The 19,816-nt window shown below is 57.0% G+C and carries 17 protein-coding genes and 3 tRNA genes; 12 read left to right on the forward strand and 8 right to left on the reverse strand.

The features are described from left to right. Positions 1-54: 54 nt before the first annotated feature. The 4 genes from ampD (at position 55) to EHN06_RS08245 (ending at position 3,696) form a co-directional block, all read left to right on the forward strand. On the forward strand, positions 55-654 hold the full coding sequence (gene ampD, locus EHN06_RS08235; protein ID WP_416332554.1) for a 1,6-anhydro-N-acetylmuramyl-L-alanine amidase AmpD: 600 nt from the start codon (positions 55-57) through the stop codon (positions 652-654). Further along, complete coding sequence (locus EHN06_RS21430) at positions 654-1,079, forward strand: hypothetical protein (protein WP_228257436.1); 426 nt, start codon at positions 654-656, stop codon at positions 1,077-1,079. The genes ampD and EHN06_RS21430 overlap by 1 nt, the downstream gene beginning before the upstream one ends. After that, complete coding sequence (locus tag EHN06_RS21435; protein WP_228257437.1) at positions 977-1,540, forward strand: hypothetical protein; 564 nt, start codon at positions 977-979, stop codon at positions 1,538-1,540. The genes EHN06_RS21430 and EHN06_RS21435 overlap by 103 nt, the downstream gene beginning before the upstream one ends. 158 nt (positions 1,541-1,698) lie before the next feature. Continuing rightward, on the forward strand, positions 1,699-3,696 hold the full coding sequence (locus EHN06_RS08245) for a methyl-accepting chemotaxis protein (RefSeq protein ID WP_416332555.1): 1,998 nt from the start codon (positions 1,699-1,701) through the stop codon (positions 3,694-3,696). A gap of 15 nt (positions 3,697-3,711) precedes the next feature. On the opposite strand, the gene EHN06_RS08250 is transcribed toward EHN06_RS08245, so the two are convergent. From EHN06_RS08250 to EHN06_RS08270, 5 genes are all read right to left on the reverse strand, one after another. Next, the gene (locus tag EHN06_RS08250) at positions 3,712-4,269 is read right to left on the reverse strand and encodes a cob(I)yrinic acid a,c-diamide adenosyltransferase (protein WP_127331868.1); all 558 of its coding nucleotides are present in this window, start codon (positions 4,267-4,269) and stop codon (positions 3,712-3,714) included. Continuing rightward, entirely contained in the window at positions 4,269-5,252 is a 984-nt protein-coding gene (locus EHN06_RS08255; protein ID WP_228257438.1) for a ketopantoate reductase family protein, read from the reverse strand. The genes EHN06_RS08250 and EHN06_RS08255 overlap by 1 nt, the downstream gene beginning before the upstream one ends. A 3-nt stretch (positions 5,253-5,255) precedes the next feature. After that, positions 5,256-8,108 carry a valine--tRNA ligase gene (locus EHN06_RS08260; protein ID WP_127331870.1) on the reverse strand — a complete coding sequence of 951 codons (2,853 nt, stop codon included), beginning with the start codon at positions 8,106-8,108 and terminating at the stop codon, positions 5,256-5,258. Between the two features lie 327 nt (positions 8,109-8,435). After that, positions 8,436-8,951, reverse strand: a complete 516-nt coding sequence (locus EHN06_RS08265; RefSeq protein ID WP_127331872.1) for a DNA polymerase III subunit chi — start codon at positions 8,949-8,951, stop codon at positions 8,436-8,438. Beyond that, positions 8,938-10,431, reverse strand: a complete 1,494-nt coding sequence (locus EHN06_RS08270; RefSeq protein ID WP_127331874.1) for a leucyl aminopeptidase — start codon at positions 10,429-10,431, stop codon at positions 8,938-8,940. Before EHN06_RS08270 ends, EHN06_RS08265 begins: the two co-directional genes overlap by 14 nt. Before the next feature lie 208 nt (positions 10,432-10,639). Here EHN06_RS08270 and lptF point away from each other — a divergent pair, with 208 nt between their 5' ends. Together lptF and lptG are read left to right on the forward strand one after the other, a co-directional pair. Continuing rightward, positions 10,640-11,737, forward strand: coding sequence for an LPS export ABC transporter permease LptF (lptF, locus tag EHN06_RS08275; protein WP_127331876.1), 1,098 nt, complete (start codon positions 10,640-10,642; stop codon positions 11,735-11,737). Then, complete coding sequence (gene lptG / locus EHN06_RS08280) at positions 11,730-12,791, forward strand: LPS export ABC transporter permease LptG (protein WP_127331878.1); 1,062 nt, start codon at positions 11,730-11,732, stop codon at positions 12,789-12,791. The genes lptF and lptG overlap by 8 nt, the downstream gene beginning before the upstream one ends. An 8-nt stretch (positions 12,792-12,799) precedes the next feature. On the opposite strand, the gene EHN06_RS08285 is transcribed toward lptG, so the two are convergent. Then, positions 12,800-13,336 carry an RDD family protein gene (locus EHN06_RS08285; RefSeq protein ID WP_127331880.1) on the reverse strand — a complete coding sequence of 179 codons (537 nt, stop codon included), beginning with the start codon at positions 13,334-13,336 and terminating at the stop codon, positions 12,800-12,802. A gap of 130 nt (positions 13,337-13,466) precedes the next feature. Here EHN06_RS08285 and alaS point away from each other — a divergent pair, with 130 nt between their 5' ends. From alaS to EHN06_RS08315, 6 genes are all read left to right on the forward strand, one after another. Continuing rightward, entirely contained in the window at positions 13,467-16,097 is a 2,631-nt protein-coding gene (gene alaS / locus EHN06_RS08290; RefSeq protein ID WP_127331882.1) for an alanine--tRNA ligase, read from the forward strand. A 105-nt stretch (positions 16,098-16,202) separates the two neighbouring features. Continuing rightward, positions 16,203-17,438 carry an aspartate kinase gene (locus EHN06_RS08295; RefSeq protein ID WP_127331884.1) on the forward strand — a complete coding sequence of 412 codons (1,236 nt, stop codon included), beginning with the start codon at positions 16,203-16,205 and terminating at the stop codon, positions 17,436-17,438. A gap of 193 nt (positions 17,439-17,631) precedes the next feature. After that, on the forward strand, positions 17,632-17,829 hold the full coding sequence (gene csrA, locus EHN06_RS08300) for a carbon storage regulator CsrA (RefSeq protein ID WP_012139455.1): 198 nt from the start codon (positions 17,632-17,634) through the stop codon (positions 17,827-17,829). A gap of 129 nt (positions 17,830-17,958) precedes the next feature. Further along, positions 17,959-18,048: transfer RNA gene (locus EHN06_RS08305), tRNA-Ser, on the forward strand. Positions 18,049-18,109: 61 nt separating this feature from the next. Beyond that, positions 18,110-18,186: transfer RNA gene (locus EHN06_RS08310), tRNA-Arg, on the forward strand. Between the two features lie 77 nt (positions 18,187-18,263). After that, positions 18,264-18,340 (forward strand) — tRNA-Arg (locus tag EHN06_RS08315). A gap of 272 nt (positions 18,341-18,612) precedes the next feature. Here the strand turns inward: EHN06_RS08315 and EHN06_RS08320 are convergent. Both EHN06_RS08320 and EHN06_RS08325 read right to left on the reverse strand, forming a co-directional pair. Next, positions 18,613-19,125, reverse strand: a complete 513-nt coding sequence (locus EHN06_RS08320) for a CHRD domain-containing protein (RefSeq protein WP_228257439.1) — start codon at positions 19,123-19,125, stop codon at positions 18,613-18,615. 126 nt (positions 19,126-19,251) lie between these two features. Next, positions 19,252-19,788, reverse strand: coding sequence for a DUF2058 domain-containing protein (locus EHN06_RS08325; protein WP_127331886.1), 537 nt, complete (start codon positions 19,786-19,788; stop codon positions 19,252-19,254). Positions 19,789-19,816 lie beyond the last annotated feature (28 nt).

Genomic DNA, 19,816 nt, shown 5'->3' on the forward strand with positions numbered 1-19,816 from the left:
CAGCAACAACCTGCTGGATTTACCTTGCCTGACTCGATTCAAAGCCAGAACGCTATCGCCTGTAACCATGACTCCATTGACCATTTGCGCAAGACCGGGCGAATTTCCGGCGTGCGCTGGTGCCCTTCGCCCAATTTCGGTCCGAGACCCGAGGGCGCCGATATTTCACTGCTCGTTGTTCATAACATAAGCCTGCCCCCGGGACAGTTCGGTGGAGATGCTATCGAACGGTTCTTCTGTAATTGCCTGGACACCTCGGAACACCCGTATTTTGAAACCATTGCTGAGCTCAAGGTATCTGCTCATGCATTGGTTCGGCGTGACGGCGAGGTTGTACAGTTTGTCAGTTTGCTGGACCGGGCCTGGCATGCGGGGCGCTCCTGTTTCCGCGGTGAAGAGGAGTGCAACGATTTTTCTATCGGTATCGAACTGGAGGGTACCGATGATATTCCTTACACACTGGCGCAATATCAGCGGTTAGCAGAGCTGTCAAAGCTGATTATGAAGGCGTGGCCGAAAGTCACCGGAGACCGGATTACCGGCCACTGTGATATAGCGCCGGGCCGGAAAACCGATCCCGGCCCGGTGTTTGACTGGGATCATTACCGTCAGCAGTTGTCCGATCTGGATGCAACGACACGGGAGATGCCCTGATGGTGCTGGTTGTGTTTCTGTTTGCCTGGCTGGTTCGTCGCCGGCTGGACCTTTCCGGTACCTTGTCCGGTGACCAGGTATGGCGTGTGTGGTTTCATTCTGGCCGGTCGGCGGAGGCTGGTCGGGAAGTGGAGATCCGCTGGGGATTGGTGCGGGTCATTGGGCCGGCATTGCTGCTAGCGGGGCTGGTCTGGACGGCGTCGGTCTATGGCTGGCGCATGTCGTTGTATCCCCTGGAGTTTCTGTTGTTGTTGGTGCTGATGGGCGCGCCGGGTTGGAAGCCGCTTCTCAGGGCCTACAGTGAGGCCTGGAGCCGGGGGATATGCAGGCAGCCTGGCATCATATCAAGGATTGCCTGCCCGCTGACGAGCGGGGGCAGGCGGTTTCGCCGGATGAAATGCATCTGGCGTTGTCCAGAAAACTGATGGTCGCCGTGTTTGAGCGCTTTTTCCTGGTGGCGTTCTGGTATGTGGTGGGTGGTATTGGACTCGCCTTTTTGGCGAGGGGGCTGGTGGCATTGCAGGAGCATTGGCCGCAGGCGGCGGCGCGACCCCGCTACGCCCGCATCGCTGGGCTGGCCAGTTGGATACCCGCGCGGCTTCTGGCCTGTACTTTTGGCCTGGCGGGAGATCTCGCGGGTTGGTTGAAGGAGTCGCGGAGCGTGCTGTTTTCCTCCGGGCTGTCAACCGATCAGGTGTTGATCCGGGCTGCAAATGGGGCGCTGACTGGATATGCACTGGATCCTGCACGTTTTGCCAGGGTTCATCCGGATGAGTGGACCGCATTCGGTGGCAGGAGCCTGAAAGCTATTCGTGATTTGCTCAACCGAAGCATGCTGGTGTGGGTGTGTGGCATTGCCCTGCTGGTCATTGCCGGAGTGGTTTGAAAATCCGGTCCCTAAAAAATGTTACGAGATAACAACAATAAGTCCTAAAGTTTTTAAGACTTTAGTCGATAGTATAGGCAAAGAATAAACATATTTTCTTTGAAACACCGGGCAGGGGCCAAACAGTGAAGCAATTAATCAAGCCTGCAGTCGCGCTGATGAACCGACTGCCGATGTTCTACAAATTCAGTCTGATCAGTGTGCTGTTTCTCCTTCCCATCGGTGGTCTCTCCTGGCTTGTCATCGGCGAACTGAACCGTTCCGTGGAAACCATGACCCGGGGTGTTGAGGGGCTGGAGCAGCTGGAGCAAGTGGATCGTCTGCTAAAAGCCTCATTCGATTACCGGGATTATCGTGCTCCCGGAAAGGTCCGGGACCAGTCCGAGCTTCTGGCAAAATCCGATCAGGCTGCCGAAACCATCAGCAGTATTCTGCAGGAGCTGGCTGCCCGCGAGCTGGCGTTTGATGTTTCGGGCAACTGGAACCAGCAGGTGGTTCAGTTACAGGAAGAGTGGGAGGCATTGCGCGGTGAGGACAGCTATCAGAGCAACCTTGACCCACAGTTCAAGTACTATCAGGAATTTGTCCAGAAGGTCCGTGCCATGCTGTCGGCAACCATTGAGATTTCCGGCATTGGTCAGGATTCGTCCCGGGAAAACCTGTTGCTGCTGGGGCTTTTGAGGGAATCGCTGCCGGAAGCACGGCACGTCATTGGGCGCGCCAGGGCCTACGGAACGTTTGCGCTGGTAGACGGACAGGTAGGATATAATCTGAGTGAGGGGCTTAATGAGATATACGATGCTCTGACAAACCGTGCCTCATTGTTGGCCCCTGCTTTGTCGGTTGCCCGGACTGCATCTCCGAAACTATCAGAAGACGCCGGTGATACCGTGGACAGCATCAACAACAGCTTGTCGGTTGTCAGGGATACACTGGACGCCAATATTATCACCCCCATGCGTCTTGAAATGCCCTGGCAGGAATTTGATGCCCTCGTGGCGGAGGAGCTCGCTCACTATGACGTTTTGACCGAGACTATCTTCGACGTGGTGGGGAACAACCTGTCGGCCAGACTGCAGGGGGAAATGCGTCAGCGGCACCTGATCATAGTGGCTCTGTTTCTTGTTTTGTTGGTCGTGGTCTACCTGTACGTAGGATTTTTCATGTCGGTGCGTACGGCCATTAACCGCTTCAGCGAGGCCGCACGGACCGTAGCTGCCGGTGATATGACGGCACATATCCAGCTTGAGAACCGTGATGAACTGGGAGAGCTGACGACCGAGTTCAATAACATGACGGATCGCATCGCGGATCTGATTCGTTCGGTGAGTCGCACCACCCTGAATGTAGACCAGCAGGCGGTCCGGGTGAAAGATACAGCTACGGCCAACAGTGAGGCTGTCGCCCGTCAGATGGACGAATCGGGCCAGATCAATGAGGCCATGACCCAGATGGTGGAAGCGGTTCATGAGGTTACCGAGAGCGCTCACAGGGTCTCTGACAGCGCGGGCACCGCTGAGCGGGACACGGAGGCCGGTCGTCAGGTGGTGGCGGACACGGTGGAAACCATCAATCGCCTGGCGACCGAGATTTCCGGTGCGGTGGACGTGATCAACCGCGTGAGTGCGGATAGCGACAACATCAGTCAGGTTCTGGTTGAGATCAAGGCAATCGCTGAACAAACCAATCTGCTGGCGTTGAATGCCGCGATTGAGGCCGCCCGCGCCGGTGAACATGGGCGTGGATTTGCGGTTGTGGCTGACGAGGTCCGCTCCCTGTCCCAGCGAACCCACAAGTCGACCGAGGAAATTGAAGGCATGATTTCCCGTTTGCAGAGCGGTGTGAAAGATGCTGTCGGGGCCATGACCAACAGTCACGAGGTGACTGAAACAACGGTTCGCAAGTCTTCAGAGGTCACCGAAGCGCTGGATCGCATTGCCGGGGGGATTTCCACGATCGTGGATATGAGTCATCAGATTGCCCAGGCGGCGGAGGAGCAATCGGCGGTTGCCAGGAACGTGAACACCAATGTGGAAAAAATCAGCGACCTGGGGCAGGCGACAGCAGAGAATGCGGATGAGACTCTGGGCTCGGCGCGGCAGATGTCGGAGCTGACCGCGTCCCTGCAGCGCCTGGTGGAGGCGTTCAAGGTCTGATACTCAAGTCCGGCCTCAGAGGCCGGACTTTTTCTGTTCCCAAAGAATTTCCTTTCCGCCATCCCGGCGCGCAAGAACCCTGGCAACCACGAACAAAAGATCAGACAATCGGTTGAGGTATTGTCGGGATGCGCTATTGATCGAGTCCTCATGACCGAGGGCGACGACGATCCGCTCCGCCCTGCGGCAAACCGCACGGGCAAGGTGGCACTGGGCGGCTGCCGATGTGCCGCCGGGCAGGATGAAGTTTTTCAGTGGCGGCAGGTTCTCGTTATGTTGATCAAGGGTTGTCTCCAGCCACTCGATGTGTTCATTGCCAATCATCTGACTGCCCGGAATGGCAAATTCCCCGCCCAGGTCAAACAGGTGGTGCTGTATTCGTCGCAAGGTTTCCCGCAGGCTGTCATCGGCGTCCAGACACTCAATCAGCAGGCCGATATGGCAGTTCAGCTCATCGACGGTGCCCATGGCCTCGACCCGTTGCGCATTCTTGGCAATGCGGTTGCCGTCAGCAAGGCCGGTAGAGCCGTCGTCGCCTGTGCGGGTATAGATTTTGGAGAGGCGGTTACCCATCAGGTTACTCCTGGACCGTTTGGTTGAGGTTGTTGTGATGCCGGTGTTCGACGTTTTACCTGCTCCGTCAGCATTTGGTTCACCGGTGCCGGAAGGTTGTGGGCACATGCACGGCGGACAATATAGCCGTTAATGTAATCGATTTCCGTCGGTTTGCCCCGGCGCGCATCGCTGCACATGGAGGAGGTGTTCTTCGCGGTTTTTCTGGCAACCGCCTCTATCTGCAATAGCATGTCTTCCGGAGAGCGGGGTGGCAGGCCTTCGTGATGCATCACCTCGGCCAGCTCAAGGCACAGTTGCCGGATGGTGTCCCGGAACAGGGGGGCATTAAGTATATCTCCGTTGGCGCAATCGAGAATGGCGGTATAGGGGTTGATCCCGGCATTGATGATCAGTTTGCCCCAGAGCCGGTTCAGAATGTTTGGTTCCTCATGGATGGTCAAACCCGAGGTTTCCAGTCGGCTGACGGTAGGGCCAACGAGTGAGGAAGCGCTGTTGGTCAGGGCTCCAATCCAGGTTTCGCCCTGGCCGGCATGAACGGTTGTGTCGATATCTGGGCGATTGGCGCCTTCCGTGGTGCTGGCGGCCATGATCGGACGATCCGGCCACCGTTCAGCCACCGCCTGCTGGCTGCCCAGGCCATTCTGGAACAGCACCACGGGAATGGATGGCTCCATGTGCGGCAGGGTAGCCTCCAGTGCAGCCAGGGTGTCACCAGCCTTGGTGGTGACCATCAACACTTCCGGCTTCCGGGGGATTCGGTCCAGTGCCGGCAGGGTCACCGGGTACTGGCGGCCCTGGCAATCCTGAAAACGATAGATCAGGTCCGGCGTGGCTTTCTCATCGGGGTTCGGCCGCGGGATATAGGCCGCAGCCCCCGCAGGGAGCAGGGCGCCCCAGAGCCGGCCAAGGGACCCGGCCCCGAGAATGGCGATCAGGCCATTCCCGTTGCCGTTTTGTGCGTGATGCCGGGCATCGGCCATGACTTACATGGCCTCGATATCGGCCCGCTGCTCACTGAGACGGATCAGGCTTCCCTGCGCATCTCTCAGCTTTTCCTGTTCCTTTTCAACCACTTCCGCAGGGGCTTTGGCGGTGAATTTCTCGTTGCCAAGTTTGCCTTCGAGGCGTCCAATCTCTTTCTGTAGGCGTTCCAGCTCCTTGTCCAGACGCTTGAGCTCGGCATCCTTGTCAATCAGGCCTGCCATGGGGACCAGCACTTCCATTTCACCCACCAGCTGAGTAGCGGACATGGGCGCCTTGTCGCCTTCGAACCATTCCAGGCTCTCCAGCTTGGCCAGTGATCCCAGGAACTGGCGATTGTCATCCATACGGCGCTTGTCTTCTGCATTTTTGCCGCGCAGCAGTACCGGGATTTTCTTCGCCGGGGAGATGTTCATCTCGCCACGAATATTACGGACCGCAACGATAACGCCCTTCAGCCACTCAATGTCCGCAGCCACGGTCGCGTCCTGTTTGCTGCTGTCCGGCTGCGGGAAGGGCTGCAGCATGATGCTGTCGCCGGCCTTGCCTGCGAGCGGAGCGATACGTTGCCAGATTTCCTCGGTAATGAACGGCATGATCGGGTGGGCCAGGCGCAGGACGGCTTCCAGTACCCTCACCAGGGTGCGACGGGTGCCGCGCTTGGCTTCCGCACTGGCGTTGTCATCGTTCAGCGCCGGTTTGGAGAGTTCCAGATACCAGTCACAGTATTCGTTCCAGATAAACTCGTACAGGGCATGGGCCGCCAGGTCGAAACGGTATTGTTCCAGGTATCGGATGACGTCCTGCTCGCACTTCTGTAGCTCGCTGATGATCCAGCGATCCGCCAGGGACAGTTCCACCGGCTCGTTGTTGGTGCCGCAGTCCTCGCCCTCGGTGTTCATCAACACATAGCGGGCGGCGTTCCACAGCTTGTTGCAGAAGTTGCGGTAGCCTTCCAGGCGCTTCATGTCCCAGTTGATGTCGCGACCGGTGGTGGCCATGGCGGCCAGGGTGAAACGCAGCGCGTCGGTGCCGTGGGCGGCGATGCCTTCCGGGAATTCCTTCCTGGTACGTTTGCCTATCTTTTCGGCCAGCTTGGGCTGCATCAGGTTGCCGGTACGCTTTTCCAGCAGGTCAGGCAGGCTGATGCCGTCGATCATGTCCAGCGGGTCGATGACGTTGCCCTTGGATTTGGACATCTTGTCGCCGTGTTCGTCGCGGATCAGGCCGGTGACGTAAACGGTCCTGAACGGTACCTGCGGGCTGCCGTCGTCGTTTTTCATGAAGTGCATGGTCATCATGATCATCCGGGCAACCCAGAAGAAGATGATGTCGAAGCCGGTCACCAGCACGTCGGTGGGATGGAAGGTTTTCAGGCGCTCGGTGATTTCCGGCCAGCCCAGGGTGCCGAAGGTCCACAGGGCGGAACTGAACCAGGTGTCCAGTACGTCGTCGTCCTGATTCAGTGCCAGGTCTGGGGCCAGCTTGTGTTTCTGGCGCACTTCTTCTTCGCTACGACCGACGTAGATGTTGCCCTCGGCATCGTACCAGGCCGGAATCCGGTGGCCCCACCACAGCTGGCGTGAGATGCACCAGTCCTGGATATCTCGCATCCAGGCGAAATACATGTTCTCGTACTGCTTGGGCACGAACTGGATGCGGCCGTCTTCCACCGCTTCAATGGCAGGTTTGGCCAGAGTTTTGGCGTCGGCAAACCACTGGTCGGTCAGCATGGGCTCAATGATCAGGCCGGAGCGGTCTCCACGAGGCACGCTCAACACGTGGTCCTCTTCGCGCTCCAGCAGACCGGCTTCTTTCAGATCCGCGACGATGGCTTTGCGGGCATCTTCCCGGGTCAGGCCGGCATAGGCGGCCGGCATGGTGCCATCGAGTTCGTTATTCTCGGTGCCGTCGCTGTTGAAGACCTCGGCCACGGCCCGGATGTTGGCATCCTGGGTCATGACGTTGATCATTGGCAGGTTATTGCGTTTACCAACGGCGTAATCGTTGAAGTCGTGGGCCGGGGTGATCTTCACACAGCCGGAGCCTTTTTCCGGATCGGCGTGGTGGTCGGCCACGATCGGGATTCTTCGGTTCACCAGCGGCAGCAGGACATGCTTGCCGATCAGGTGCTGGTAGCGTTCGTCGTCCGGGTGTACGGCCACGGCGGTATCGCCCAGCATGGTTTCCGGGCGGGTGGTGGCGACCACCACGTAATCTTTGCCGTCCTGGGTTTTGGCGCCGTCAGCCAGCGGGTAGCGCAGGTGCCAGAAAAAGCCTTTTTCTTCCTTGTTTTCCACCTCCAGGTCGGAGATGGCGGTGTGCAGCTTGGGGTCCCAGTTGACCAGGCGCTTGCCGCGATAAACCAGGCCTTCGTCGTACAGGCGGATAAACACTTCCTGTACGGCTTTGTAGAAGCCGTCGTCCATGGTGAAGCGTTCGTTGTCCCAGTCCACGGAGTTGCCGAGGCGGCGGATCTGGCGGGTGATGGTACCGCCGGAGTGTTCTTTCCAGTCCCAGATGCGTTTGATGAATTCTTCCCGACCGAGGTCGTGGCGGGTTTTGCCTTCTTCGGCCGCCAGTTTTCGCTCAACAACCATCTGGGTGGCGATGCCGGCGTGGTCGGTGCCTACCTGCCACAGGGTGTTGTTGCCCTGCATGCGTTTGTAGCGGGTGAGGGTGTCCATGATGGTGTGCTGGAACGCATGGCCCATGTGGAGGCTGCCGGTAACGTTGGGCGGCGGGATGGCGATGCTGTAGGACTGGCCTTCACCGCTGGGGCGGAAGTACCCTTTGGATTCCCAGTTTTCGTACCACTGGCGCTCGATGTTTTCTGGCTGGTAGGTTTTTTCCATGGGTTTCTGCTGGTGACCGTTTGGTTGATTCACAAGGGAAAATTGAGACGCCTGATTATACATGGTCGCCGGGGGTGCAGCGAACCTTGAGGTTGGGTTCTGCTCGTAGCCTGCTGGTTCGGTGCCAGGCGGCGTTGGGGACAGCTTTCCAAAACACGCTACGAGCACATCCATGTGCGCTTCTTTCGGGCCGTCCCTGGCCCTCAAGAGTTTTGGAAAGCTGTCCCCAACCCCGCCGGTCAGACCTTGTGGAGTCCGCCGGATTTCAAGGGCAGCTGCAAACGTAGGTCGGGTTAGCGAAGCGTAACCCGACAACCCAACCCGAACCTACCCCCGCTTCCTCTGATCATGCACCCTCGGTTCAATCCCCAGAGCCCTCAGCTGCTTGAAATGCGACCGCGCCTGATTGAGAACATTCGGGTCATTATGCGCCACCAAAGCCAGCCGCTTGAACCGGTCCGCATCCGCCGGCAACGTCGCCGAGAGGATGATCACTGTGTCCCAGTCTTCAGCCACTGGCGGGCATAACAGGATGCCAACCGGATCGGTGCAGGTAGTGGCGGAGTCGGGCACCACCCTGTGGGGAATGAAGGCGTCCGGGCTGAAGTTCCAAAGCAGGTCGTCCAGTTCTTCGGCCTGTCTTGCGGTGTCGCAGACGACGCAGACGCGGTCGCCCTGCTGCCAGGCTTTGTCCACGAGTTTGGCGGCGTGGAGGTTGCGGGCGGCGGGGGTGTTCTGGGCGAGGATGTGGAACCAGTAGCGCTGGTTCTGGTCGTTCTGTCCGGAAGATCCGGCAGCGGTGCTGCCGGGTTCCGGGCGGTTTTCGGGGTTATTTTCCTGCATGGGACATCAGGTAGTCGACCAGCATGGGGACCGGGCGACCGGTGGAGCCTTTGGCTTTGCCGGAGTTCCAGGCAGTGCCGGCGATGTCCAGGTGGGCCCAACGATATTCCTTGGTAAACCGGGACAGGAAGCAGGCGGCGGTGATGGTGCCGGCGGGGCGGCCGCCGATGTTCTGCATGTCGGCGAAGTTGCTGTCGAGCTGGCTCTGGTATTCATCCCACAGCGGCAGGCGCCAGGCGCGGTCGCCGGCGCGTTCACCCGCGGCCAGAAGTTCGTTGGCCAGTTCGTCGTTGTTGCTCAGCAGGCCGGTGGCGTGGTTGCCCAGGGCGATGATGCAGGCGCCGGTGAGGGTGGCCATGTCGACAACCACTTCCGGGTCGAACTTTTTCACGTAGGTGAGGGCGTCGCACAGCACCAGGCGGCCTTCGGCGTCGGTATTGAGAATTTCGATGGTCTGGCCGGACATGGAGGTAACAATGTCGCCAGGGCGGGTTGCGGTGCCGCTGGGCATGTTTTCGGCGGCGGCGATGACCGCGACGACGTTGATTTTCGGTTTGGTTTCGGCAATGGTCTGCATGGCACCGAACACAGCAGCGGCGCCGCCCATATCGTATTTCATTTCATCCATGCCTTCCCCCGGCTTCAGGCTGATGCCGCCGGTATCGAAGGTGATGCCTTTGCCCACCAGGACGTAGGGCTTGTCCTTGGCCTTGCCGCCCCGGTATTCCATGACGATGAGCCTGGCCGGCTGCGCACTGCCTGCGGACACAGACAGCAGGCTGTTCATGCCAAGCTTTTTCATTTGTTTCTCGTCAAGAATCTCGGTCTTGATGACGTCATGGTCCTTGGCCAATTGTTCGGCGCGCTCGCCCAGCCAGGTGGGGTGACAAATATTCGGTGGTGTGTTGCCCAGATCGCGGGTGAAGTTCATGCCTCTTCCGGTTGCCAGGCCCAGGTTGAAGGCATCTTTCAGGGCCTTGCCCGCGGAAGAGGCAGAGACGATTACCTTGTTCAGCTTTCGCGCGCTGGGCTTTTCGCTCTTGAACTCATTGAACGTATACAGCTGTTCTTCCAGGGTACGGCCAATCAGATTCAGGCGTGCGCTTTCGGAGCTTACGCTTTCTTCGCCGGTCACAGGCGTGTCGGTCAGGGCAATCAGAGCGTTCTTTGAGGCTCCGTCTTTCAGTTGGCCCATCATCGCGATCAGCGCCTTTCGGTAATTTGCCGGTGTGCGGTCATTGTCGTTGCCGGTGCCAACCACCAGAACCCGGTCCCATGGCTTGTCATCCACTGGGATCAGTGTGGTGGTCGCGTTTTTGCCAGTGACGTCGCCGGCCTTGTGCAGTTTCTTTATCAGCCCACCAAGCGCGTCATCCGCCTGGGTGGTGGTTTCAGGCCAGCTACCTTTTTCAGGAACGGCGATGATGAGGCAGTCGGCCTTGGTGCTGGTGATTGATTTACTGCTCAGGCTGAAGTTCATGGCAACTCCCTTGTTTGATTCTGTTGTGAGTGCGAATAGGTGGTATAACCTTGCGAACAATGTCCCTAGGATTGAGGTTTCGGACGGATTTATCAAGCGTTGACAGCTCCTTAACCTTCGGTACTGTCATTCATCCCCAAGGTTACATAGAATAGCCCCGTCGTTTTTCATCCATTGACTACGATTCGTTCCGGCCAGAGACAACGTTTTGAGCATCGTTTTCCGATACCTTACCCGCCAGACTATGATCAGCATGCTCGCCGTCTCCGGTATTTTGCTGCTGGTGTTTATGAGTGGCCGGTTTATAAAGTATCTGGCCGAAGCAGCCGCAGGGGAACTGGCCGGGGACGTGCTGTTCCAGATCATGGCATACCGGTTTCCCGGTTTTCTGGAACTGATCCTGCCGCTTGGTTTCTTCATCGGTATCCTGCTCGCCTATGGGCGAATGTATCTTGAGAGTGAAATGACAGTGCTCTTTGCCTGTGGCATGAGTGACCGCCAGGTGCTCGGGAAAACCCTGTTGGCCAGCATCCCGGTGATGCTGACCGTTGGAGCCATGAGTCTGTATGTTTCGCCCTGGGGTATGAAACAGGTGGAGGCCATTTTTAACGAGCAGCGCAAGGCGACGGAGTTTGAAATGCTGGCTCCGGGGCGTTTTCAGGACCTGGCGTCCGGCGGCCGGGTTACTTATACGGAAGGCCTGAGTGATGACAAGCGGGTGCTTGAGGGTGTGTTCATTGCGGAATACGGTCGTGAGGGACTGACGATCATCACGGCGGAGTCCGGTTCCCAGTTGATTGATCAGAAAACCGGTAGCCGGTTCCTGATACTGGAAGAGGGCGGGCGTTTTGAGGGATTGCCCGGTCAACTTGAGTATCAGGTGACCGGATTTGATGCCTACGGACTGAAAATTCAGAGTGGTGGTGGCCGTGACAAAGAGCTGGAAGAGGGTATCAGTACCCTGGATCTGATGGCGTCCGACAACCTGGAAGACCGGGCATTGCTGCACTGGCGCTTTACCCTTCCACTTATCGTGCCCATCGTCACCTTGTTGGCGGTCCGGCTGAGCCGGGTGAATCCCCGTCAGGGCCGTTTCTTTCATTTGTTGCCGGCAATGCTGGTCTACGTCACCTATCTTGGCCTGTTGATTGTTGCCCGGGACGCCCTTGCCAGTGGCAAAGTACCGGAATGGATCGGGATGTTGTGGGTCCATGCCATTTTCCTGGCCCTGGGGCTGTGGCTCCAGTTTGGTCCTGCCTGGCTATACAAGCGGCGTCTGACCAGGGAGGGCCGGGCTCATGTATAAGATTGATCAATACGTCATGCGCACCGTGGGCGGAGCAATGTTCCTGGTCATGGTGGTGGTGCTGTCGCTGGATCTCATTTTCGGCTTCATCGCCGAGCTGGAGGACGCCCGGAACGATTACCAGACGCTCCAGGCGCTGTGGTACGTATTCATGACGCTGCCTCGCCGCATCTACGATTATTTACCCCTGGGTGCCTTTATGGGGTGCCTCGTGGGGCTGGGGGCGATGGCCAGTTCCTCGGAACTGACGGTTATCCGTGCCGCTGGCGTCTCCCTCAAGCGTATTGTGTGGTCGGCCATGAAGCCGGCGCTAATTGTGGTGATGATTGGGCTGGTGATCGGTGAATATGTGGCTCCGCCTGCTGAGCGTATGGCCCAAAGCCAGAAGGCTATTGCTCAGGGAGCTGGGGAAAACATAGCCACGGCATCGGGGGTCTGGCATCGTGAGGGGGATGTGTTCATGCATTTTAACGCCGTCAGTCCGGATGGCGAATTGCAGGGCGTTTCACTCTTTCGTTTCGACGCCGACCGCTGGATGCTCTCGGCCAGTTTTTCTGAACGTGCGACCTATCAGGGTGATTACTGGCGATTGCAGCACGTGGCCACCACCGTGTTGGGGGAAGAGCAACTGACTCAGGAGACCCACGAAACCCTGCGTTGGGAAACAGGACTTTCCCCCGGCGTCCTGAGTGTGCTTATCGTCAAGCCGGAAAACCTGCCGATAACCGGCTTGTACACCTACGCCAGTTACCTGGACGAGCAGGGACTGAGTTCGGCCAACTACTGGCTGGCTTTCTGGAAGAAGGTGTTGATGCCTCTCGGCACGGCCGTGATGGTGCTGGTGGCCATTTCCTTTATCTTTGGCCCTCTGCGCTCAGTGACCATGGGGTTCCGGGTCTTTACTGGCCTGATTGTCGGGTTGCTGTTCAAATACATGCAGGACCTGCTTGGTCCGATGAGTCTTGTGTTCGGTTTTAATCCGGTTCTGGCTATCCTGTTGCCCATCGCCATCAATGCCGCTGTTGGTGCGGTGTTGATGCGACGGGCGGGGTAAAAAAAGCTCTATTTCTTGTCCGGTTTGGGCACCTGTACCACCACGCTGTTGGAAATCCGGTCAGTGACGGACAAGCCGTTAATGGGCCAGAACAGGGACAGCACCGCAGGTAGGGTGATCACCAGGGTAATGGCTCCGAGGTAGTGCGAGGCCAGCAGCGTTACAAAGAATACCGCAGCGGCTGTGGCATAGCGGAGCAAGGCCTGGGACCAACTCACCGAGGTGCCATCGAGGTTTTCGATGCGAATCCGCCACACCTGCATGGCCAGTGTCTGGCCGGTGCGTGTCCAGAAATAGGCGAAAAACAGATACAGCACCAGGAACAGGATAAACGTCAGTAGCGGATCGCCACCCAGGGCGCCGCTTTCGGCCATTTCCTCATAACGATCCCACCCCGTCAGCCACCCGGCTATCAGGGTGTAAATCCAGGTTGCCACCAGCAGCACGGCTATGCAGATCAAGCCATCGTAAATAATGCTCAGAAGTCGTTTAATAAACGTGGCGGGGGGCGGCAATTCCTCGGCGTCATGAAAGCGTCGGGGCATGGGGTCTCCTGTAATGTTTCACGTTTTTCCTGTTCTCGGCGTGTGCTAGAGTAGCGGATTTGCACACGCATGTAAGTATGTGTTCTCAATCGTGGACCCCGACGGGTTTATAGAAGGGTATCAAAGGGCTATGAAAACCGCAGAGTTGCGACAGGCGTTTCTGGACTATTTCAAGCAGCAGGGTCACACCATTGTGCCGAGCAGTTCGCTGGTGCCGGCGGACGATCCCACCCTGTTGTTTACCAACGCGGGGATGAACCAGTTCAAGGATCTGTTCCTTGGCCGCGAAGAGCGCGATTACACCCGCGCGACCACCTCCCAGAAATGCGTGCGTGCCGGCGGCAAGCACAACGACCTGGAGAATGTCGGTTACACCGCGCGTCACCACACCTTTTTTGAGATGCTGGGCAACTTCAGCTTTGGTGACTATTTCAAGCGCGAAGCGATCAATTACGCCTGGACCTTCCTGACCAGTGATGACTGGCTGAAGCTGCCAAAAGACAAGTTGTGGGTCACCGTCTACGCGTCGGATGACGAGGCCTACGATATCTGGAATAAGGAGATCGGCGTTCCGGCAGAGCGCATTGTGCGTATTGGCGATAACAAGGGCGCACCTTACGCTTCCGACAACTTCTGGCAGATGGGTGACACCGGGCCTTGCGGTCCCTGTACCGAAATTTTCTATGATCACGGTCCTGATGTGGCGGGTGGCCCTCCCGGCAGCCCGGAAGAAGACGGCGACCGTTACATCGAGATCTGGAACGTGGTCTTCATGCAGTACAACCGCACGGCGGATGGTGAAATGCTGGATCTGCCCAAACCCTCGGTGGATACCGGGATGGGGCTTGAGCGCATCACCGCTGTTCTGCAGGGTGTGCACAGCAACTACGAAATCGACCTGATGCAGGATCTTCTGGAAGCCGCTTCCGGGATTCTGGGCGGTGTTGACACTACCGAAGCGTCGCTGCGCGTGGTGGCTGACCACATCCGGTCCTGTGCGTTCCTTATTTCCGACGGCGTTATGCCTTCCAATGAAGGTCGTGGCTTTGTGCTGCGTCGGATCATTCGCCGTGCCGCTCGCCATGGCAACAAGTTGGGCGCTACCCAACCGTTCTTCTACAAGCTCACCGGTGCTCTGGTGGAGCTGATGGGCGATGCCTATCCGCAGCTGGTCAGCAGTCGCAAGCAGATTGAAAAGGTGCTGCTGCAGGAAGAAGAGCAGTTTGCCAAGACCCTGGACAAAGGACTGCGCCTGCTGGAACAGGACATTGCCGGGCTCAAGGGCAGTGTTATTCCGGGCGAGACGATTTTCACCCTGTATGACACCTATGGATTTCCGGTGGACCTCACCAATGATATCGCCCGTGAGCGTGGCCTGACCCTGGACTACGAAGGATACGAAAAGGCCATGGAAAGCCAGCGTGAGCGTGCACGTGCCGCCAGTAAGTTCGGCATTGATTACAATGCCGCCGGTCTGTCTATTGACGGCAAAACCGAGTTTACCGGTTACGAGCAAATCGATGGCCACGAAACGATTCGCACTGTGATCGTGGGTGGTGAAGAAAAAGCAGCTGAAGCCGGCGACGAGGCCGTTGTGGTGCTGGAGCGTACGCCGTTCTATGCGGAATCCGGTGGTCAGGTGGGTGATACCGGCCTGTTGACCTGGAGTGGCGGCCGTTTTCAGGTGACCGATACGCGCAAGGAAGGAAATAACCACTTGCATATCGGTACCGTTATTGAAGGCGAGTTATTCCCGGGACTGGAAGTGGATGCCCGTATCGACCACGCCCGCCGTGAGCGCACCAAGCGCAACCATTCTGCCACTCATCTACTGCATGCCGCACTGCGTAATGTGTTGGGCGAGCATGTCACCCAGAAAGGTTCGTTGGTGGATCCGGATAAATTGCGTTTCGATTTCTCGCACTTTGAGGCTGTTACATTGGAACAGTTGAAGGAAATCGAGCGTCAGGTAAACGAGCAGATTCTTGCCAATACACCGGTACAGACGGAAGTTACCGATATGGAGCAGGCCCAGGCCAAAGGTGCCGTGGCCCTGTTTGGTGAAAAGTATGGAGATACTGTGCGAGTGTTGAGCATGGGGTCCGATAACTTTTCCGTCGAGTTGTGCGGCGGTACCCATGTGGCACGCACCGGAGATATTGGTCTGTTCCGGATCACCTCGGAAAGCGGTATTTCCTCCGGGGTGCGTCGTATTGAGGCGGTCACCGGTTTCGGTGCTCTGGAGTGGGTGGATGAAACCGAGCGAACGTTGAAACAAGCGGCCGGGCTGGTGAAAGGAACCCGGGAATCGCTGATCGAGAAAATTCAGCAAACCGTGGATCGTAATCGTCAATTGGAAAAAGAAGTGACTGCCCTTAAAGCCAAGCTGGCCAGCTCTGCCGGAACCGATCTGGCCAGTTCCGCTGTCGAAGTGGGCGGGTTGAAAATCGTGGCCTCCGAGCTGGAAGGCGCTGACCGCAAGGCATTAATGGAAACAGCGGATCAGTTGAAGAACAAGCTTGGTGAAGGGGTTGTGGTGCTTGCCAGTGTCGAGGGCGGCAAAGTGACGTTGGTAGCCGGTGTCACCAAGTCGGCCACCAGCAAGATCAAAGCCGGTGACCTGATGAAGCATCTCGCGGCCCAGGTTGATGGTAAAGGCGGCGGTCGTCCGGATATGGCTCAGGGCGGCGGCAACGATCCTTCTCGATTGGCTGACGCCCTGGCAGGTGTTCCTGACTGGGTTAAAGAAAATATTGCATAAGCAACTGTTGTGATAGCGGGCAGACGTTTATAATCCTGCCCGTTTGACTTTTAACCGGCGGGGCTTTGGCTTCGCCTTTGTCCTCTTCAGGATACCGGGAAGAAAATGGCTCTGTTGGTTCAGAAATTCGGTGGCACGTCGGTAGGGACGACCGAGCGTATTCAGGCGGTGGCCGAGAAAGTGGCTCGCTTCCGCCGTGAGGGGCATGAGGTGGTTGTGGTGGTGTCCGCCATGAGCGGCGAAACCAATCGCCTGATCGCATTGGCAAACGACATTATGGAAGAGCCCACGCCCCGGGAAATGGATGTGTTGGTCTCTACCGGCGAGCAGGTCACGATTGCATTGCTGTCCATGGCGCTGCAGAAATTGGGGTGCACCGCGCGATCCTATACCGGTTCGCAGGTCCGTATCGTGACAGACAGCTCCCATACCAAGGCCCGCATTAAACAGATTGATGAGCAGCGTATGCGCGAAGATCTGGATGCGGGCAGGGTGGTTGTAGTTGCCGGTTTTCAGGGTATTGATGACAACGGTAATATCACCACGCTTGGCCGTGGTGGTTCGGATACCACAGCCGTTGCATTGGCGGCGGCACTGAAAGCCGACGAATGTCAGATCTATACCGATGTGGATGGGGTCTACACGACCGATCCCCGTGTTGTTGACAGTGCGCGGCGGCTCGAACGAATTACCTTTGAGGAAATGCTGGAAATGGCCAGCCTGGGCTCAAAGGTATTGCAGATCCGTGCCGTTGAGTTTGCAGGTAAGTACAATGTTCCGTTAAGGGTTCTTTCCAGCTTCGAGGAAGGTGAAGGCACCCTGATTACTCTTGAGGATGATAACGCCATGGAACAACCGGTCGTCTCCGGCATCGCTTTCAACCGTGATGAAGCCAAGGTCACTATTTCCGGTGTGCCAGATACACCTGGCAGTGCTTTGCGTATACTGAAGCCTGTTAGCGACGCTAATATCGAAGTTGATATGATTGTGCAGAACGTGGGGGAGGATAACCACACGTCCTTCACCTTTACGGTTCATCGCAATGATTTCAAGCGGGCCCAGGAAGTGCTGCGGGGTGTCGCAGAGGAACTGGGCGCCCGGGAAGTTGGTGGTGACAGTAAAATTGCCAAGGTGAGCATCGTCGGTGTAGGCATGCGTTCGCATGCCGGTGTTGCAACCCGGATGTTCGAAGCTCTCTCCCACGAGGGTATCAATATTCAGATGATCTCCACGTCCGAAATCAAGATTTCCGTGGTGATTGATGAGAAGTATCTCGAGCTTGCGGTTCGCGCACTTCACAGTGCATTCGAGCTGGACAAGTCCGGGGTTGAAGAAGCCTGATCAAGCGAAGCACAGGTCGGTTCGCTCAGGCTGTCTGAAAAAAGGGTGTTATTTGTTGTCCCCGTTAGCGCAGTTGTTCCGTATAAGGGATTATGCGTCTTTTGAGCAGCAAGTGGCCCCACTATAAAAGTGACTACATAAAAGTAGAACGTTATTTTCGGAACAGGTAGCTCTGGACAAGGGAGAACAGGATATGTTGATTTTGACTCGCCGCGTTGGCGAAACTCTGATGGTGGGTGACGAAATCACCGTTACCGTGCTCGGAGTTAAGGGGAATCAGGTACGTATTGGTGTTAACGCTCCAAAAGAAGTGGCGGTACACCGTGAAGAGATTTATCAGCGCATTCAGAGTGAAAAAGACTCTGATGAGCCAGAACCTGGCAACAGCTGAGAGCTTTTAAAAGGCCGCTCAAGGGGAACCTGAGCGGCCTTTTTTCTGCCCGGTTAAAATGAGATGCAAAAATCTTGTGTCAACCCTATGAAAACAGAAAAATTATGGTAGTATACGCCCCGTTCTCAAGGAGAGGTGGGTGAGTGGCTGAAACCAGTTCCCTGCTAAGGAACCGTACGAGCAATCGTACCGAGGGTTCGAATCCCTCCCTCTCCGCCATTTTCCTTCACCGGAAAAGAGAACAGGTTGATCTGGCACTCAACCACAAGCGATAAGATGCGCGGCTGTAGCTCAGCTGGATAGAGTACCTGGCTACGAACCAGGCGGTCGGAGGTTCGAATCCTCCCAGCCGCGCCATTTAATTGAGGGGCCTCAGGCCCGAATAATCCTACCATTAGGCTAATTGCCAAATTGGACAAGGATTCACAGTTTAAGCGGCTGTAGCTCAGCTGGATAGAGTACCTGGCTACGAACCAGGCGGTCGGAGGTTCGAATCCTCCCAGCCGCGCCATATCAAGATCGAAACGCCTCAGTTTGTGCAGCCCACAGGCTGAGGCGTTTTGCTTTGTATAGCTGGGAGGATTTGAACCGAAAGAGGTTCGACCGTAGCACACGAAGTGTGCGGAGGAACGCGGGAGCGCAGCGACGGCGGCCCCGAAGGGGAAGGGCCGCAGGCCCGCCTAATCCTCCCAGCCGCGCCATATCAAGATCGAAACGCCTCAGTTTGTGCACCCCACAGGCTGAGGCGTTTTGCTTTGTATAGCTGGGAGGATTTGGTCCTTCTTACATCTTGCCTTTATGATCCGCGCCCATCAGCTGTCCACGAACAGCGCCATCGGGATATTCCGGGTTGTGCACGTTGATGTAAAAGTCGGACGGGTTCTCGAGAATGCGCTTCACGATGCCACTTTCACCCGTCGGGAACTTGCCTTCTTCACCTTCTGTCAGGCAATCCGCCGCGTCACCGTCTTCAGGGCCGGCGAGCATGGCAATCGGGGCGCCATTCATGCCTTTGCCCGCTTCATGGATGTGGGCGGCCATGCCTTCGCCTACCGGTACGGTCTGAATGCCTTCCACCTGAAGGATGTAGCACAGTGTCTTCGGGTCACCATCGACCCCGAAAACGTGGCCATGCCCTTTGCCATTGGGGTCGCCCTTGCTACCTACCATCTCCTTGGCGCTTAACTGGGTGGTCAGAACATGGTTAGTGTGACCCGCCATGGCCGCAGTCGATACGCCCATGGCGGCACAGGTAAGAGTTGCCGCCATCAGGGTTTTAACGCTGGATGATTTCATCGGTGTTCTCCTTGGTTATTGCTGTTTTAAGCGGTAAGCCGCATAGAGGTATTCGCATGAAGTGGCCAATCAGATGCACTTCACAGCGAAAAACAGCAATTTTGGCCCGGGAGAACATGCCGGTGATTACCACATCAGATCGTCAGGGATTTCGTACCCGGCATAGGGGTCATCCTCACCGACATCGTCTTTGTGTCGATCATGGAGTACGACAACGGCGTTTTCGTTCCGCTCCTGAATCTTCCGTGCAACGCCTTCGGCAACAATCTCGTACTGGTCGTTGACAAAGACAATAGCCAAGCGTCCGCGGGATAGCTGGTCAACCATTTTGTCGTCAACAAAGATCTTTTTGATCTTCTTGTCGTGAACAAACTGATAGGAGGTCTCGCCCCGGGAGCGGTCCAGGCGGTTGGTATTCACCAATTGACGAATCTGTGCCTGAATGGCTTTCTTCTCGGCCTCCTTCTGACGTTCCAGGTTTAGCTGGCGATCACGCTCGGCTTTTTCTTCCCGGGCCTTGCGAGCGCGGATTTCAGCCTCGCTGACCTGCACCGTTCCTTTGGGTTGTTGCTTCCGTTGCTTCTTCTTTTCATTGCGAATGGCCTTGGCCTTTTTTTCATCGGCAAGTCCGGCTTTCAATAACTGGTCCTGAAGTGATGCCATCTACGACTCCGTAAATAGTTGCTGACTC

Source organism: Marinobacter sp. NP-4(2019), assembly GCF_003994855.1.
Classification (GTDB): Bacteria; Pseudomonadota; Gammaproteobacteria; order Pseudomonadales; family Oleiphilaceae; genus Marinobacter.

What these genes read in the sequence shown, in the direction of transcription:
- EHN06_RS08250 (WP_127331868.1), bottom strand. Translation starts at nt 4,269, where the DNA reads ATGGGTAACCGCCTCTCCAAAATCTATACCCGCACAGGCGACGACGGC.
- csrA (WP_012139455.1), top strand. Translation starts at nt 17,632, where the DNA reads ATGTTGATTTTGACTCGCCGCGTTGGCGAAACTCTGATGGTGGGTGAC.
- EHN06_RS21430 (WP_228257436.1), top strand. Translation starts at nt 654, where the DNA reads ATGGTGCTGGTTGTGTTTCTGTTTGCCTGGCTGGTTCGTCGCCGGCTG.
- EHN06_RS08270 (WP_127331874.1), bottom strand. Translation starts at nt 10,431, where the DNA reads ATGAACTTCAGCCTGAGCAGTAAATCAATCACCAGCACCAAGGCCGAC.
- EHN06_RS21435 (WP_228257437.1), top strand. Translation starts at nt 977, where the DNA reads ATGCAGGCAGCCTGGCATCATATCAAGGATTGCCTGCCCGCTGACGAG.
- EHN06_RS08295 (WP_127331884.1), top strand. Translation starts at nt 16,203, where the DNA reads ATGGCTCTGTTGGTTCAGAAATTCGGTGGCACGTCGGTAGGGACGACC.
- EHN06_RS08325 (WP_127331886.1), bottom strand. Translation starts at nt 19,788, where the DNA reads ATGGCATCACTTCAGGACCAGTTATTGAAAGCCGGACTTGCCGATGAA.
- EHN06_RS08285 (WP_127331880.1), bottom strand. Translation starts at nt 13,336, where the DNA reads ATGCCCCGACGCTTTCATGACGCCGAGGAATTGCCGCCCCCCGCCACG.
- lptG (WP_127331878.1), top strand. Translation starts at nt 11,730, where the DNA reads ATGTATAAGATTGATCAATACGTCATGCGCACCGTGGGCGGAGCAATG.
- alaS (WP_127331882.1), top strand. Translation starts at nt 13,467, where the DNA reads ATGAAAACCGCAGAGTTGCGACAGGCGTTTCTGGACTATTTCAAGCAG.
- EHN06_RS08265 (WP_127331872.1), bottom strand. Translation starts at nt 8,951, where the DNA reads ATGCAGGAAAATAACCCCGAAAACCGCCCGGAACCCGGCAGCACCGCT.
- EHN06_RS08245 (WP_416332555.1), top strand. Translation starts at nt 1,699, where the DNA reads ATGAACCGACTGCCGATGTTCTACAAATTCAGTCTGATCAGTGTGCTG.
- EHN06_RS08255 (WP_228257438.1), bottom strand. Translation starts at nt 5,252, where the DNA reads ATGGCCGATGCCCGGCATCACGCACAAAACGGCAACGGGAATGGCCTG.
- EHN06_RS08320 (WP_228257439.1), bottom strand. Translation starts at nt 19,125, where the DNA reads ATGAAATCATCCAGCGTTAAAACCCTGATGGCGGCAACTCTTACCTGT.
- EHN06_RS08260 (WP_127331870.1), bottom strand. Translation starts at nt 8,108, where the DNA reads ATGGAAAAAACCTACCAGCCAGAAAACATCGAGCGCCAGTGGTACGAA.